Source organism: Streptomyces sp. NBC_01439, assembly GCF_036227605.1.
GTDB lineage: Bacteria > Actinomycetota > Actinomycetes > Streptomycetales > Streptomycetaceae > Streptomyces.
In genome coordinates, this window is sequence record NZ_CP109487.1 from 5,016,339 (window position 1) to 5,029,667 (window position 13,329).

At 71.0% G+C, this 13,329-nt stretch carries 12 protein-coding genes; 3 read left to right on the forward strand and 9 right to left on the reverse strand.

Going from position 1 to position 13,329, the window contains the following annotated elements; all coding sequences use genetic code 11:
* Nucleotides 1-16 precede the first annotated feature (16 nt).
* The 6 genes from efeB to OG207_RS22470 form a co-directional block, all read right to left on the reverse strand.
* Nucleotides 17-1,375, reverse strand: a complete 1,359-nt coding sequence (gene efeB, locus OG207_RS22445; RefSeq protein ID WP_402694711.1) for an iron uptake transporter deferrochelatase/peroxidase subunit — start codon at nt 1,373-1,375, stop codon at nt 17-19.
* Entirely contained in the window at nt 1,300-3,354 is a 2,055-nt protein-coding gene (locus tag OG207_RS22450) for a copper resistance CopC/CopD family protein (protein WP_329100258.1), read from the reverse strand. Before OG207_RS22450 ends, efeB begins: the two co-directional genes overlap by 76 nt.
* Nucleotides 3,355-3,375: 21 nt before the next feature.
* A complete protein-coding gene (locus OG207_RS22455) occupies nt 3,376-3,855 on the reverse strand; it encodes a copper chaperone PCu(A)C (RefSeq protein ID WP_329100259.1) in 480 nt (159 codons plus the stop codon).
* A complete protein-coding gene (locus OG207_RS22460) occupies nt 3,852-4,505 on the reverse strand; it encodes an SCO family protein (RefSeq protein ID WP_329100260.1) in 654 nt (217 codons plus the stop codon). The genes OG207_RS22455 and OG207_RS22460 overlap by 4 nt, the downstream gene beginning before the upstream one ends.
* 69 nt (nt 4,506-4,574) lie before the next feature.
* Nucleotides 4,575-5,300: a YcnI family copper-binding membrane protein gene (locus tag OG207_RS22465; RefSeq protein WP_329100261.1), complete on the reverse strand. Its 726-nt coding sequence runs from the start codon at nt 5,298-5,300 to the stop codon at nt 4,575-4,577.
* Between the two features lie 108 nt (nt 5,301-5,408).
* Entirely contained in the window at nt 5,409-6,251 is an 843-nt protein-coding gene (locus OG207_RS22470; protein ID WP_329100262.1) for a hypothetical protein, read from the reverse strand.
* Between the two features lie 210 nt (nt 6,252-6,461).
* Here OG207_RS22470 and OG207_RS22475 point away from each other — a divergent pair, with 210 nt between their 5' ends.
* Nucleotides 6,462-6,905 (forward strand): ATP-binding protein, encoded by a 444-nt coding sequence (locus tag OG207_RS22475; RefSeq protein WP_329100263.1) that lies wholly within the window; start codon nt 6,462-6,464, stop codon nt 6,903-6,905.
* Between the two features lie 102 nt (nt 6,906-7,007).
* On the opposite strand, the gene OG207_RS22480 is transcribed toward OG207_RS22475, so the two are convergent.
* Together OG207_RS22480 and OG207_RS22485 are read right to left on the reverse strand one after the other, a co-directional pair.
* Nucleotides 7,008-8,474 carry an aminopeptidase P family protein gene (locus OG207_RS22480; protein ID WP_329100264.1) on the reverse strand — a complete coding sequence of 489 codons (1,467 nt, stop codon included), beginning with the start codon at nt 8,472-8,474 and terminating at the stop codon, nt 7,008-7,010.
* Nucleotides 8,475-8,611: 137 nt separating this feature from the next.
* Nucleotides 8,612-10,168 (reverse strand): PP2C family protein-serine/threonine phosphatase, encoded by a 1,557-nt coding sequence (locus OG207_RS22485; RefSeq protein ID WP_329100265.1) that lies wholly within the window; start codon nt 10,166-10,168, stop codon nt 8,612-8,614.
* 397 nt (nt 10,169-10,565) lie between these two features.
* On the opposite strand from OG207_RS22485, the gene OG207_RS22490 reads away from it, so the two are divergent.
* Both OG207_RS22490 and OG207_RS22495 read left to right on the forward strand, forming a co-directional pair.
* Nucleotides 10,566-11,333 (forward strand): bifunctional DNA primase/polymerase, encoded by a 768-nt coding sequence (locus OG207_RS22490; RefSeq protein ID WP_329100266.1) that lies wholly within the window; start codon nt 10,566-10,568, stop codon nt 11,331-11,333.
* Between the two features lie 109 nt (nt 11,334-11,442).
* Entirely contained in the window at nt 11,443-12,015 is a 573-nt protein-coding gene (locus OG207_RS22495; protein WP_329100267.1) for a hypothetical protein, read from the forward strand.
* A gap of 181 nt (nt 12,016-12,196) precedes the next feature.
* Here OG207_RS22495 and OG207_RS22500 read toward each other — a convergent pair whose 3' ends face one another.
* Nucleotides 12,197-13,171 (reverse strand): DUF5926 family protein, encoded by a 975-nt coding sequence (locus OG207_RS22500; protein ID WP_329100268.1) that lies wholly within the window; start codon nt 13,169-13,171, stop codon nt 12,197-12,199.
* Between the last annotated feature and the right edge of the window lie 158 nt (nt 13,172-13,329).

The following is a 13,329-nucleotide window of genomic DNA, read 5'->3' on the forward strand; positions in this document are numbered from 1 at the left end:
ACCGCCGGGTCGCTGTTCATCCTTCGAGCAGCCGCTGCCCCACGTACTCTCCGCTGCGGGGGCCGGGCGGAACCGCGTACAGCCCGCTGGACTCGTGCCGGATGAACGTCGACAGCGCGTCGCCGCGGTCGAGCTTGCGCTGTACGGGCACGAATCCGCGCAGCGGATCAGCCTGCCAGCAGACGAAGAGGAGCCCCGCGTCGGGGGCGCCGTCCGGGCCGATTCCGTCGTAGAAGGAGAAGGGACGCCGTAGCATGGCGGCCCCGCCGTTCTGTTCGGGGGCGGAGATCCGGGCGTGGGCGTTGGCCGGGATCACGGGCTTCCCATCGGCGCCGAGCTTGTCGAGCGCCATTTCGGTGGTCTCGCTGCCACCGGTAAGAGGGGCGCCGGTGGCCTTCGTGCGGCCGATGACCTGCTCCTGTTGGGCGAGGGACTGCTTGTCCCAGTCGTCGAGGAGCATGCGGATGCGCCGGACGACGGCGTACGAGCCCCCGGCCATCCAAGCGTGCTCGGCGGGGCCGGGGCCCGAGCCGGGAACGAAGATCCGCTTGTCGAAGTCGGGCTCCGCCGGCTTCGGGTTGCCGGTGCCGTCGATCTGGCCCATCAGGTTGCGGGCGGTCATCGGGCTGCTGGTGGCGCCTGGAGACCGGTTGAAGCCGTTCATCTGCCAGCGGACGCGGGCGGCCTCCCCGGCGTCCTTGTGCAGGGCACGCAGGGCATGGAAGGCGACGAGGCCGTCGTTGGCGCCGATCTGGATCCACAGATCACCGTTGCTCAGCTGGGCGTCCAGCCGGTCCGAGGAGAAGTCCGGCAGCGGGTCGAGAGCAGCGGGGCGGCGGGCGGTGAGGCCGGTGCGCTCGAAGAAGGAGTGACCGAAGCCGAAGGTGACGGTGAGGGAGGACGGACCGGCGTCCAGGGCGATCCCGCTGTCGGATGACGAGGCCGGCTCGCCCGCCATCAGCCGCCGGGCGGTGTCGGACCAGCGCCGCAGCAGCGCGGCGGCCTCCGCGCGGCCCGCCCCGGCGGTGAGATCGAAGGCGATGAGGTGCCCCTTGGCCTGCAGCGGGGTGGTGATGCCGGCCTGGTGGTCTCCGTGGAAGGCCACTTGGGTGGCGCCCAGGGAGGCCAGACTGCCAGCGGCTCCCGGAGCGGAGCCGCTCCCGGAGCCGTCCAGAGCGGACTGCGCCAGGGCGCCGCCGGTGGCTCCGAGGGCGATCCCGACGGCGCCTGCGGCGCCGACGGTACCCAGCAGCCTGCGCCGGGAGATCTCGATGTCGGGGTTGCTCTCGGTCACGCTGGTCAGCCGATCTTCACGGTCTTCTGGACGGTGGTCTGGTCGATGTCGGAGGTACGGACGGTCACGTCGATGCGCCATTCACCGGAGAGCGGCAGCTGGACACCGGAAGCGGTCCAGTGTCCGGGGGTCGCCTGCTCGGGTACGAGCGGCAGGGGGCCGATGTCCTTGGCGGGAAGGGTGAAGGCGATCTTGACCTCGGGGAGGTCGAAGGGGGCGCCGTCAGCGGAGTCGGCCCAGAGGTGCAAGGTGTTCGCCCCGACCCGTCCCGGGTCGAGTTCGAGCCGGACGGAGCCCTTGCCGTTCGGACCGCCGGTGTCGAAGGGCAAGGTGATCTTGACTGCCCGGTCGGGGACCGCTGTGGCGGTGGAACCGCGGCCCGTCTCCTGCTCCACGGTCCGCCCGGGCTCGGTGCTGGTGAGCACGGTGGTGACGGCGAGCAGGATCACGGCGATGGCCGCCTCGGCGAGGACCGAGCGGCGCAGGCCGGCGCGGTCCGGGTCGGCGTCGCGCACCCGCTTCTCCAGCGCGCTCTCGCGTGCGGCACGCTGCCGGGCGAGCTGGGCGGCACGCTCCGGGTCGGCGGGGACAGGAACGGGAACGGGCTTTGTTTCACGTGGAACACCGGTGCCTTCCGAGGCGGCGCCGGTGGCCGTTTCACGTGAAACATCCTCCGAGGTCTGGCCTACGGCGGCGACGGCGGCGACGGCGGTCGTGGCATCCGCGGGAGCATCGGCGAGCCGCGCGGTCCACGTGCGGGACACGTAGGCGATGCCGAGGAGCACCGCGACCAGGCCGATCTTCAGGAGCAGCAGCTGCCCGTATTCGGTGCCGGTGAGGGCGGACCAGCTGCCGAGCTGGCGCCAGGACTGGTAGACGCCGGTGACGGCGAGCACCAGGACACTGACGAAGGCGACTCGGGAGAAGCGGCGGACGGCTGCGCGCTCGATCTCGGGGACCTTGTGGAGGGCGACGAACAGCGCGGCGAGTCCGCCCAGCCAGGTGGCGACGGCCATCAGGTGCAGGATGTCGGCGGGCATGGCGATACCGGGCTGGATCCCGGTGGAGGCGTGCTCCGAGAGGGCCCAGGTGGCGGCGATACCGCCGGACACGACGGCGCCGCCGATGGCCAGCCCGAAGGTGAGATCGCTGGTGTCGTCCGGGTTCCCGGCCTCATCGGCACCGTCGGTCTCCCCCTCGGCTCCCTCGGCCCGGTCGGCCTCAGCGGGTCCGAGGCCCGCCACGCGGCGCGCGTAGACGCCGAAGAGGACCGCGACGAAGAGGGCGGCCGCGCCCAGCAGGAGCAGCCTGGAGACGAGCGAGGCCCCGGTCTTGGTCTGCAGGACGGCCCGGAGCCCGTCGAGATCGAAAACATCGGAGAAGTTGCCGGACCCCGTGTAGGGGGTCCGTAGCACCAGCATGACGAGGGTGGCGGTGGTCAGGGTGACCCAGGCGCGCACTACGAGTTTCTGGAGCGGCCGTTCGGCGGCCCCCCTGCGCCAGCACAGCAGGATGAACGCGGCACCGCCCACGAGGACGGTGAACCCGGCGTAGGCGGCGTAGCGGGCGACCCCGTACGCGATGCCGACGGGCCCGCCGCCCGCCTGTGCGGTGGGCAGGGTGACATCGGTGGCCGAGGGCGCGCCGATGGAGAAGGTGAAGGCACCGGAGATCGGATGGCTGTCGGCCGAGACGGCCTGCCAGGCGACGGTGTAGGTGCCGTTCGGCAGCCCGGAGTGCAGTGCGGTGCCGTAGCGGATGGTGTTCCCGCTGCACATGTCGCGTAGTTCACCGGTGTCCACGCGCTTGCCCTGGGGGTCGAGCACGCGGATGGAGTCGTCGCCCATGGCGACCTGCTCCGAGAAGGAGAGCGTGACCTGGGCGGGCGCCGTGGCGACCACCGCCCCGTCCTTGGGGTCGCTCGCGGTGAGTGCGGCGTGCGCCGCGGCCGGTGAGGCCGCGGTGAACAGGGTTGCCAGCAGGGCTGCGAGGACCAGCGCGAGCCGCGGCAGCAATGCCGTGGCGCGAGCCGTGGAGGGGGCGGGGGCGGTGGCCGTCATGGCGTGTCAGTCCTCGGTCCGTCAGTGGCCGTGGCCGGCCGTGGATGTCGGAGCCTGCGCGTTGTACGTCCGGTCCTTCACGTCCAGCTCGACCTTGACAGAGCCGGCCTTCTCGAAGCGGAGCTCGACGGCGACCTTGTCGCCGACCTTGGGAGTGCTCTTGAGCCCCATGAACATGATGTGGTTGCCGCCGCGCTCCAACCGGAGCTCACCGTCCGCCGGCACGTCCATTGACTGGACCTGCTGCATCTTCTGGTCCTTGGTCTCGTGGATCTGGAGATCGTCGGAGAGCGGAGAGGTGGCGCCGATGAGCTTGTCGGGGTTTTCGGTGGGGTTGCCGATGACCATGAACCCGCCGGCCATCTTGTCGTTCACGGGCTGCGGCATGAAGGCGCCCGTGACGACCAGCTGCGGTTCGGCTTTGCCGGAGCAGCCGGATATGGCGAGCACTGCCGTCAGGGAGAGGGCGGCGGCGAGGGTGCGGGTGGTGCGGGCGTTCACGGGTTCTCCCCCTTGATGAGCTTCGGCAGGTCCTTGGTGTAGTCATCGACGGTGGCGCTCTCGCCGTAGAGGACGTAGCCCTCGTCGGTCTTGGGCGAGAACGCGATGACCTGGGCGCCGTGCATGGAGACGACCTTGCCGTCGGCTCCCGTCGAGGCGGCCTCGATACCGATGCCGAGCGTGCGTGCGGCGGCCTGGATGGTCGCGAAGTTCCCGGTGAGTCCGATGAAGGACGGGTCCTGCGACTTGAGCCACGCGCTGAGGGACTCGGGAGTGTCCCTCTCAGGGTCGGTGGTGACGAAGACGACCTGGAGGTTGTCCTGGTCGGCCTTGGGGAGCGCCTTCTTGGCGACGGCGATGTTGCTCATCGTCAGCGGGCACACGTCGGGGCAGTTGGTGTAGCCGAAGTAGATGAGGGTCGGCTTGCCCTTGGTCTGCTCGCGCAGGTTCCACGGGTTGCCGGTGGTGTCCGTGAGGACGAGCTCCGGCTTGGTGAAGGGGCGATCCAGAAGGGTCGCGGCCTTGGCGTTGCTCTGACCGCCGGAGATCTGGGTGACTCCGCCGGTCTTGGCGGGCTCACCGCCGCAGGCGGTGAGGGTGAGTGCGGCCGCCGCGAGCAGCGCGGCGACCGTCACACGTGTGGTGCGCATGAAGAAATGTCCCTGGGATCGGGGATGCTACGGACGTTTCGGAAGGGCAGCGCCCGTGGGCACGCCAGGTCAGGCGGAGCGGCGGCGCGAGGCGATGCCGAAGGCGACACCGCCGAGTCCGACGACGATGCCGGCGACGCCGAGGACGCGCGCGGTGGTGTCGGAGCCGTGTTCTGCGGCGGCCTTGTCGTGGCCGTGCTCGGCGTCCTTGTCGGCGTTCTTCGGCTCGTCGGCCTTCGCGCCGCCGCCGTGGTGGTCATCGCCCTTGGGGGCGGTCAGCTTCAGGACGGGCGCGGGGTTCTGCGGCTCCGCGGCGCCTTCCTTGGCCTCCTCGATCCAACGGACGACCTCGCCGTTGTCGTACGTCTGGATGGACTTGAAGACCATCTGGTCGGCGTTCTCGGGCAGCTTGCCCACGGAGAGCGGGAACTGCTGGAACTTCCCGGGCTCGATCTTGCCGCCGGACCAGGTCACCTTGGTCACGGCCTTGGTGATCTGCTTTCCGTGCACGGTCAGCGGCGTGGCGAGGTCACTGGTCTCGACCTTCACGGTCCAGCCGGGAACGTCCTGCGGCATCACGGAGCTGAGCGGCTGGTCGACCGGGAAGTTGACCTCCAGCTGGGTGGTCGAAGCGTTGTCCCGCTCGTTGGGGACCTTGAAGTTGATCGTCGCGTAGCCGCCCTTGGCCGCCTCGCCGGCGGGCTGCACGCCGACGTGGGCGAAGGCAGGGCCGGAGAGGACGAGAACGGAACCGGCGGCGATGGCGGCGGCGATGGAGACGCGAGAGGTCTTCATGGCAGAAACACTCCACGGAAGCAGTGGTGGCGGTGGGTCCGCGCACGGGCGCGCGCGGAGTTCGCGGCACCGGTATCCCGCTCTGTGTCCGGGAAGGAGGGTGCCGCGTCAGGCTGCGAGGGCGAGTGCCACGGGTGGGCCGCGCCGGATCACCGTGTGATGGAGTGCTTCCCGCCCCGTGCAGGGGGCGGGGTCGGATCCGGTCCGCGGGTCCTGCGGGGTACGGGTGGCCGAGCCCGGGAGCCCGGCGCCGAGGGCGCGTACGAAGGCCAGTGCGGCCCGCAGCGGACGGATCGGGGCGGCTTCGGCGGAGCGACGGGACAGCTCGACCAGCCGGAAGAGTGCGGCGTCGCCGCGGCCGAGCAGCCAGCCCGCGGCGAGTGCCGCCAGCAGGTGCCCGGCCAGCATGGCCGGGCTGAACAGGCCCGTAGCGGGAGCCGCTGTGACGGCCCGGGCCACGTGCGCGTGCGCGCCGTGCCCCTGCGCCACGACCTGCCCGGCCTGCGCGACCTGTGCCGCCTGCTCGGCCAGGGCGGCCGGGTCCAGGCCCGCGGCCTCCAGGATCTGCCGGGCGTCGGCCGGGCTGAGCGGTACGGAGTTGCCCCCGCACACCAGCCGTGCGGCGAGCTCGGCGAGCGAGGCGTCGGCGGAGCCGGCAGGTGCCTGCGCGGCCGCGGCGCTGTGCTGGCCGAGGCCGAACATTGCGTGCAGGCCGAGTTGTCCGGCGGCGAGCCCGGCGGCGATGCCGGGCAGCGAGCGCCGACGACCCGCGAGCGGGGCGGCGACCGCGAAAACGGCCAGGAAGCCGAGGCAGAGGGACCACCAGGGCACGGTGGCGCAGGACGCCAGCGCGTGCCCGGTCGCGGACAGCACGACACAGACCGCGGTGAACACCGCGGCCCGGATCAGCCGGAGGCCGGCTCCGGCGTGCGTCGCATGGGGGTCAGACATGGCCGGGCCATCATCGCACTGCGCTTAGGACCTTCATACGGCAGGTCCGGAAGGTCCACATGAGTCCTCTGTGCGAGGACCGTCCGGGCCCCCTGCGGACAGCCGCATACACCGCTCTCTGGGAAAGCCGCATCGGCCGAACGGGCGTATTGCGGTCTCGGACGGCCGCAGGGCGCTTACGCCCCCTCGCGGGCGGCAATAGGTAACCGTATGAGCATCTGGTGGTCTCTCCACTTGAGGCGCGAAGCCGCGAGCGTGCCGCTCGCCAGGCGATTGCTGCTGGGGACGATGGAGACCGCGGGGGTGGACCCGGACATCTCCTTCGATCTCTCGGTGGCGCTGGGCGAGGCGTGTGCGAACGCGGTGGAGCACGGCGGGGGCGGCGAAATCCCGGACGATGGCGAGGCGTACCACGTCGCGGCCTATCTGGACGGGGACTGCTGCCGCATCGAGGTGACCGATTCCGGTCCGGGGTTCCCGCCCGCGACGGTGGCCCGCCGCAGACCCTCTCTGGCCGAACACGGCCGGGGCCTGCACTTGATCACCGAACTCGCCGATCACGTCCGCTTCCGCAACCGGCCGGGCCGCGGCGCGGTGGTGAGTTTCGACAAGATCCTCAAGTGGCGCGACGACACGCTGCTGAAGGTGTCGTAGGCGTCGTAAGCGCCGTAAGCCTGCTGGGTCGGGTGTGCTGGGAACGCCGATGGGCGGGACCCCCCACAGGAATCCCGCCCACCCGTATGCGACGCGGGGGCGTCAGCCCTTCAGGCGCGCCATCCAGGCCTCGACGTCGGCCGAGGCGCGGGGCAGCCCGGCCGACAGGTTCCGGTTGCCGTCCTCCGTGACGAGGATGTCGTCCTCGATCCGGACGCCGATGCCGCGGTACTCCTCGGGCACGGTCAGGTCGTCGGCCTGGAAGTAGAGACCCGGCTCCACGGTCAGGCACATGCCCGGTTCCAGTGTGCCTTCGACGTACGCCTCGGTGCGCGCGGCGGCGCAGTCGTGGACGTCCATGCCGAGCATGTGGCCGGTGCCGTGCAGGGTCCAGCGGCGCTGCAGGCCCAGCTCCAGGACGCGCTCGACCGGACCCTCCAGCAGGCCCCACTCGACGAGCTTCTCGGCCAGCACGTGCTGGGAGGCGTCGTGGAAGTCGCGGAACTTCGCACCCGGCTTCACCGCGGCGATGCCGGCTTCCTGGGACTCGTAGACCGCGTCGTAGATCTTGCGCTGGATGTCGGTGTACGCGCCGTTGATCGGCAGCGTCCGAGTGACGTCGGCGGTGTAGAGGGAGTGGGTCTCCACACCGGCGTCGAGCAGCAGCAGGTCACCGGAGCGGACGTCGCCGTCGTTACGGACCCAGTGCAGCGTGCAGGCGTGCGGGCCGGCGGCGCAGATGGAGCCGTAGCCGACGTCGTTGCCCTCGACCCGGGCGCGCAGGAAGAAGGTGCCCTCGATGTAGCGCTCGGACGTGGCCTCGGCCTTGTCCAGGACCTTCACGACGTCCTCGAAGCCACGGACGGTGGAGTCGACGGCCTTCTGCAGTTCGCCGATCTCGAACGCGTCCTTCACGGCGCGGGCCTCGGAGAGGTAGACGCGCAGTTCCTCGTCGCGTTCCTTGGTCACCTTGTCGGTGAGGGCGGACTCGATCACCGCGTCGTGGCCGCGCACGGCGCGGACCGGGCCCTCGGCCTCGGTGAGGGCCTCGGCGAGCTTGCGGACGTCCTGCGCGGGGATGCCCAGGAGCTGCTCGGCCTCGGCGAGGGAGTGCCGGCGGCCGACCCACAGCTCGCCCTGGCCGGACAGCCAGAACTCGCCGTTCTCCCGGTCGGAGCGCGGCAGCAGGTAGACGGTCGCGGTGTGACCGGCCGGCCCGGTGGGTTCCAGGACCAGGACGCCGTTCTCGGTCTGGTCGCCGGTGAGGTACGCGTACTCGGTCGAGGCCCGGAAGGGGTACTCGGTGTCGTTCGAGCGGGTCTTCAGGCGGCCCGCGGGGATGACGAGGCGCTCGCCCGGGAAGCGCCGGGACAGCGCGTCGCGGCGGGCGAGGGTGTGCGCGGCCTGGGCGATGGGCTCCAGCCCGTGCAGCTCGGTGTCGGCCCAGCCGCTGCGCATGTTCTCGGCGAGTTCGTCGCTGACGCCCGGGTACAGACCGTTCTTGCGCTGCTTGTGCGTCTTCTTGGGCTGCTCTTCTTCCGGGGTCTCCGGGGTGAGCTCGTCAGCCACGTCTTCTCCTCAGCTACGACGGTACGGACCTGGGTGTGGACCGCATCCATCGTATGCGTGTGCGTAGAGAGCCGTTCCGGATCGTGGAATCCATCACGATCCGGAACGGGCTCCGGGCCTCGAACGGGCTCCGCGTCTCATTCGAACCGGGCCGCGAGCAGCACGATGTCCTCGGGGGCATCGGTCGGCACCCCGCCGGGCAGCACGGTCCGCAGGATGTGCTCGCACAGGGCTGCCGGGTCCTCGCGGACGCTGCGCGGGACCCCTGCAGCCGCGGCGTGCAGCCGGGCGTACGCCCGGTCCATCGGGTCGCCGGTGTGGTGCAGCAGCCCGTCAGTGTAGAGAAGCACCGTTTCTCCGGGTGCAGGTTCGATCTCCACGCTCGGCGCTTCCCAGCAGGACAGCATGCCCAGCGGCGCGGAGAGCGAGGTCTCCACGTACTCGGTGCGGTGCTCGCCGATCAGCAGCGGCGGGGTGTGTCCGGCACCAGCCAGGATGATCTTGCTGCCCCGGCCTTCGGACTGCGGCCCCCCGGCGGGTTCGCAGTAGGCGAAGAGGGCGGTGGCGGCACGGGCCGGTTCGGTGAGGCGCAGCAGCAGCTCCAGGTCGGACAGGACCGCTACGGGGTCCTCGCCCTCCATGACGGCGTAGGCGCGCAGCGATGCGCGCAGCCGCCCCATCGCGGCGACGGCGCTCGGTCCGGATCCGGTGACGGAGCCGACGGCCAGTCCCAGGGCGCCCTCGGGCAGCGGCAGGGCGTCGTACCAGTCGCCCCCGCCGAGCGGCCCCGTGTGGTGGCGGGCCGCGAGCTGTACCCCGGGGATCCGGGGGAGCCGGCTCGGCAGCAGCTCCTCGGAGACGGTGGCCAGGTGGGAGCGGGAGCGCTCCACCTCCAACATCCGGGCCAGGTGCTCCGCGGCGTGCCGCACGTACAGCCCGGCGAGGTCGCGCTGGCGGTCGCTCGGCTCGGCCTGCTCGTCGTAGAGCCAGACGGCCGCGCCGAGCCGACCGGTGGCCTCGGCGGTGAGGGGGAGCGAGTAGCTCGCGGCGTAGCCGAGCCGGGCGGCGACCTCACGGTGGCGGGGGTCCACAGGGGCGGCGAAGCCCCCGGATCCGGGGGGCGCGCCCGGTTCGGGCAGGAAATCGGAGCCGCCCTGTGCGTCCGGCAGACCGTCGAGGATCCGGCCGTAGGAGGTGGCGCTGCGCGGCACGGTCTCGATGTGGCCGAGCTCCGCGTGGCCGAGCCCGAGGCCGATCGTGCTGGTCGGGCCGAGTCCGTCGGAGGGCTCCAGGACGACCAGACCGCGGCGGGCGCCGACAAGCGAGGCTCCGGCGCGCAGGAATTCGCGCAGCGAGGTGTTGAGGTCACTGGTACGGGCGAGGCGCTCGGTGAGCTCGTGCAGGGTGGTGAGGTCCGAGACCATGCCCGCCAGCCGGTCCTGGATGACACTGCCCGGGCCGCCGGGCGCAGGGGCTGGTGCGGGGGTGGTCCGGGCGGGCGCGGGCGCCGCAGTGTGCGGCGACGCGGTTGCTGCTGGATCGATTCCAGCCACTTTCGGCAGATGCGGGGCGCTCATGGCGTCCGCCTTTCCACCTGGTGCGATTCGCCAAATAGCATCGCAAACCCCCAGATCGTGCTGCGCCGCCATCAAGGAATCCACATCTACACGCACACATGGATGCATGTCCAGCATTGCCCCGGTGGGAATCCTGGTGTCCGTGAGACGGCAACTCACCGTCGAGCCAAGGCTAGAACTTGGCCGGAAAAAGCGGGAAGCGGTCGGTTTTTGCGATCGACTGAGCGGGCTCCGCGGGGGCCTCGGGTACGTACTCGGTGATGTGCGAGGCCAGTTGGCGTCGCACGGAACCACCCGGCGCGGGCCGTCGTCCTTAGCGGCGGCCGCCGATCTCGGTGGCCGGCGCGGGTCGCGCTCCACCCCCGCGGGACGTTTGATGGACCTGAAAGAAGACTGCACGAACCGTGTGAACCTGCTTCTGGCGGACAGTGACGCGAAACCTGTACGTGTGGTGAGAAATCGGTTACATGGTGTGATGTGGCCCTCGGCGTTCAACGGAAAGGAACGAGCGCACATGCGCGAGATCCTCGGAAGGCGTCTCCAGCGGCTCCGCGATCGCTTTCAATCCCTGCGCCCCGACCCCGGACAGAGCGGCAGCACGTCCGCTCTCCTCGATGCGGCGCTCGTCTGCGCCACCACCTGGCAGTGGCCCGTCCTGCCCGGCGTCGGTCGGTCCGGGACGGACGGCAAGCGATGCGCCTGCCCCGACCCCGACTGCGCCGTCCCAGGCGCGCATCCCTTCGATCCCGGACTGCTCGCCGCCACCACCGACTCCCGGATGGTGGAATGGTGGTGGACCAACCGGCCCGCCGCCCCCGTCTTGATGGCCACCGGCGGGACCGCCCCGTGCGCGGTGAGCCTGCCGGCGGGCGCGGCGGCGCGCGCCCTCGTACGACTGGACGCGCAAGGCATGCGGCTCGGTCCGGTCGTGGCCACGCCCACCCGCTGGGCACTGCTGGTGGCGCCGTACTCGCTGGAGCGGCTCGGTGAACTCCTGTACGCGAAGGACCACGTGCCCTCCTCCCTGCGCTTCCACGGTGAGGGCGGCTACCTGTTGCTGCCGCCGTCCGCCGCGTCCAGCGGTGGCCAGGTGCGTTGGGAACGGGAGCCGCGGGCGCAGGCGGCGGTGCAGCGGCCGTGGGCGCGGTCGGCGCACGCGCAGTTGCCGCAGGCGCGGGCGCGGGCGGGAAACCTCTGGCTGCCCGAGATCGAGGCGGTCTTGGACGCGCTGGTCGAGGCCAGCAGCGGTGCGCCGGGCGGCGGTAGCAGGCTGGCGTACTGACGTGCCGGGCCTGTGAGGATCACTCGTACGGGTGTCGGTGGGGCGAGTTTCCAAGGGAATTGGGCGCGGGGATCTCCGCGCCCCATTCCCTCCTCGCTATCTTCGGCAAATGAATCTCCGCCTGATCGGTATCGGCGCCGGTGTGTTGATCATCTTGTCGCTCCCGCTCGCCGGGGCGATCGCCGAGCCGGATTTCGCCGGTCAGGAGGACGGAAAAGGTGGCGGCCTGTTCTCGACACTCGGGCTTTCGGCCTCCTCCCGCACATCTCCCTCGGCGCCCGCGCGCTCGGCGCCGACGGTTGGCCCGCAGCAACCCGGCCCGGCCGAACGGCCCCGTACGGATTCCCACTGCGGCCCCGAACTGTTGTCACCGCACGGGGTGGAGGCACAAACCTGTGTGTTGATCGGTGAAGGCCAGACATGGGGCCGGAGTTACTACCGGAACACGAGTGGTCGCGCGCTGGACGCCGCGCTGACGGTGATGGGTCCGGCCGGGCGCACGGTACAGATCCGGTGTGCGGTGGGCGCGGGCGACGAACCGGGCTTGTGCGAGACGCCGAAGGAAGTCTCGGCGGGCGATCCGGAGAGTTACTCGGCTGTAGCGGAGTTTGCAGTTCCGGATGATGAAGGGGAACTGCTCTTGAGGTCCGGGAGCAACTCACCGGTGCCGGGTGACGGTTGACCGCACCCCTGAAAATCAAGGGCCCGGTCGCTGGCGACGGGGGATGCACCAGCGACCGGGCTACAAGAACGGTAACAAGAGATCGCCTGTTCGCAAATTCGATCTCCGATATTCAGACACCGATTTGCAGACGATTAGCGGGAGTTGTGACTCCGGTCACCGGCTTCGCGCGGGCGCTCGGTCAGCTGAGCGTCACCTGGCGGTTGGTGAGTCCGCCACGCGCCCGGCGCTCCTCCGTGGTCAGCGGGGCGTCCGTGGCCAGAGCCCCGGCCAGCCGCTCCGCGAACTCCGCCGCGGGCTTCTCGACGTCGTCGGCCGTGACCCCGGTGGGCAGGTCCCAGACGGGAACCATGAGACCGTGGGCGCGGAAGGATCCGACGAGCTTCGTGCCCTCGCCGAGCGAGGTGGTACCGGCCGCGTGCAGCCGCGCGAGGGCGTCGAGCAGCTTCTCCTCGGGGTGCGGCATGACCCAGCGCAGGTGGTTCTTGTCCGGCGTCTCGCACCAGTAGGCGGCGTCCACGCCGGTCAGCTTGACGGTGGGAATGGCAGCCGCGTTGGCGCGCTCCAGTGAGGCGGCGATCTCCGGGGAGGCGTTCTGGGCGCTCTCGGATTCCGGAATCCAGAATTCGAACCCGGTGTGCACAACCGGCTCGAAACCGCCGTCGGCGTCCAGGAGATCCTGAAGTCGGGGACCCTCGGCGGGAACCCGGCGGGCGGCAACCGGCGTACCGGGCTCCGCTACGAGGGCACGCTCCAGGGTGTCGGCCATGTCGCGGCCGAGGTCTCCGGAGGACGAGTCGTTCTGCAGGCCGAGGAGGACGGACCCGTCCTCGCGGCGCAGCGCCGGCCAGGCCATGGGCAGTACGGTCACCAGCGTGACGGAGGGGACGCCCTCGGGCAGGCCGCCCTTGAGGGACAGCGGGACGGTGGCGGCGGGCACCAGTTCGCGCAGGGCGACCCAGTCGCACTCACCCGGCAGTCCCTCGAAGGGGCGTCGCACGTGCTCGGTGACGGCGTGCGCGGCGGCTGCGCCGTGGCAGGCCTTGTAGCGGCGGCCGGATCCGCAGGGGCAGGGCTCGCGGGCGCCCACGACGGGGATCTCACCGTTGTTGAGCTGCGGCTTTGCGGTCTTGGCTGCGGGGCGCTTCTTGGCCATCGTGCGTGTCTCCCGGTTGCGGCGGTACGGCGTCGTGTCTGGGCGCGAGCCTAGCCGTTCGTACCGCCGGAACCGGTTGGGTGCGGCCGGGAGCACGGTCGGCGTGCGCTCCCGGACGGCCGCCTGTGCGATGGCCGGTGCTGCTGTGTTGCTGTCGT

What these genes read in the sequence shown, in the direction of transcription:
- OG207_RS22490 (WP_329100266.1), top strand. Translation starts at nt 10,566, where the DNA reads ATGCGCGAGATCCTCGGAAGGCGTCTCCAGCGGCTCCGCGATCGCTTT.
- OG207_RS22500 (WP_329100268.1), bottom strand. Translation starts at nt 13,171, where the DNA reads ATGGCCAAGAAGCGCCCCGCAGCCAAGACCGCAAAGCCGCAGCTCAAC.
- OG207_RS22485 (WP_329100265.1), bottom strand. Translation starts at nt 10,168, where the DNA reads ATGCTGGACATGCATCCATGTGTGCGTGTAGATGTGGATTCCTTGATG.
- OG207_RS22495 (WP_329100267.1), top strand. Translation starts at nt 11,443, where the DNA reads ATGAATCTCCGCCTGATCGGTATCGGCGCCGGTGTGTTGATCATCTTG.
- OG207_RS22465 (WP_329100261.1), bottom strand. Translation starts at nt 5,300, where the DNA reads ATGAAGACCTCTCGCGTCTCCATCGCCGCCGCCATCGCCGCCGGTTCC.
- OG207_RS22470 (WP_329100262.1), bottom strand. Translation starts at nt 6,251, where the DNA reads ATGTCTGACCCCCATGCGACGCACGCCGGAGCCGGCCTCCGGCTGATC.
- efeB (WP_402694711.1), bottom strand. Translation starts at nt 1,375, where the DNA reads ATGGCGCATCGACGTGACCGTCCGTACCTCCGACATCGACCAGACCAC.
- OG207_RS22450 (WP_329100258.1), bottom strand. Translation starts at nt 3,354, where the DNA reads ATGACGGCCACCGCCCCCGCCCCCTCCACGGCTCGCGCCACGGCATTG.
- OG207_RS22475 (WP_329100263.1), top strand. Translation starts at nt 6,462, where the DNA reads ATGAGCATCTGGTGGTCTCTCCACTTGAGGCGCGAAGCCGCGAGCGTG.
- OG207_RS22460 (WP_329100260.1), bottom strand. Translation starts at nt 4,505, where the DNA reads ATGCGCACCACACGTGTGACGGTCGCCGCGCTGCTCGCGGCGGCCGCA.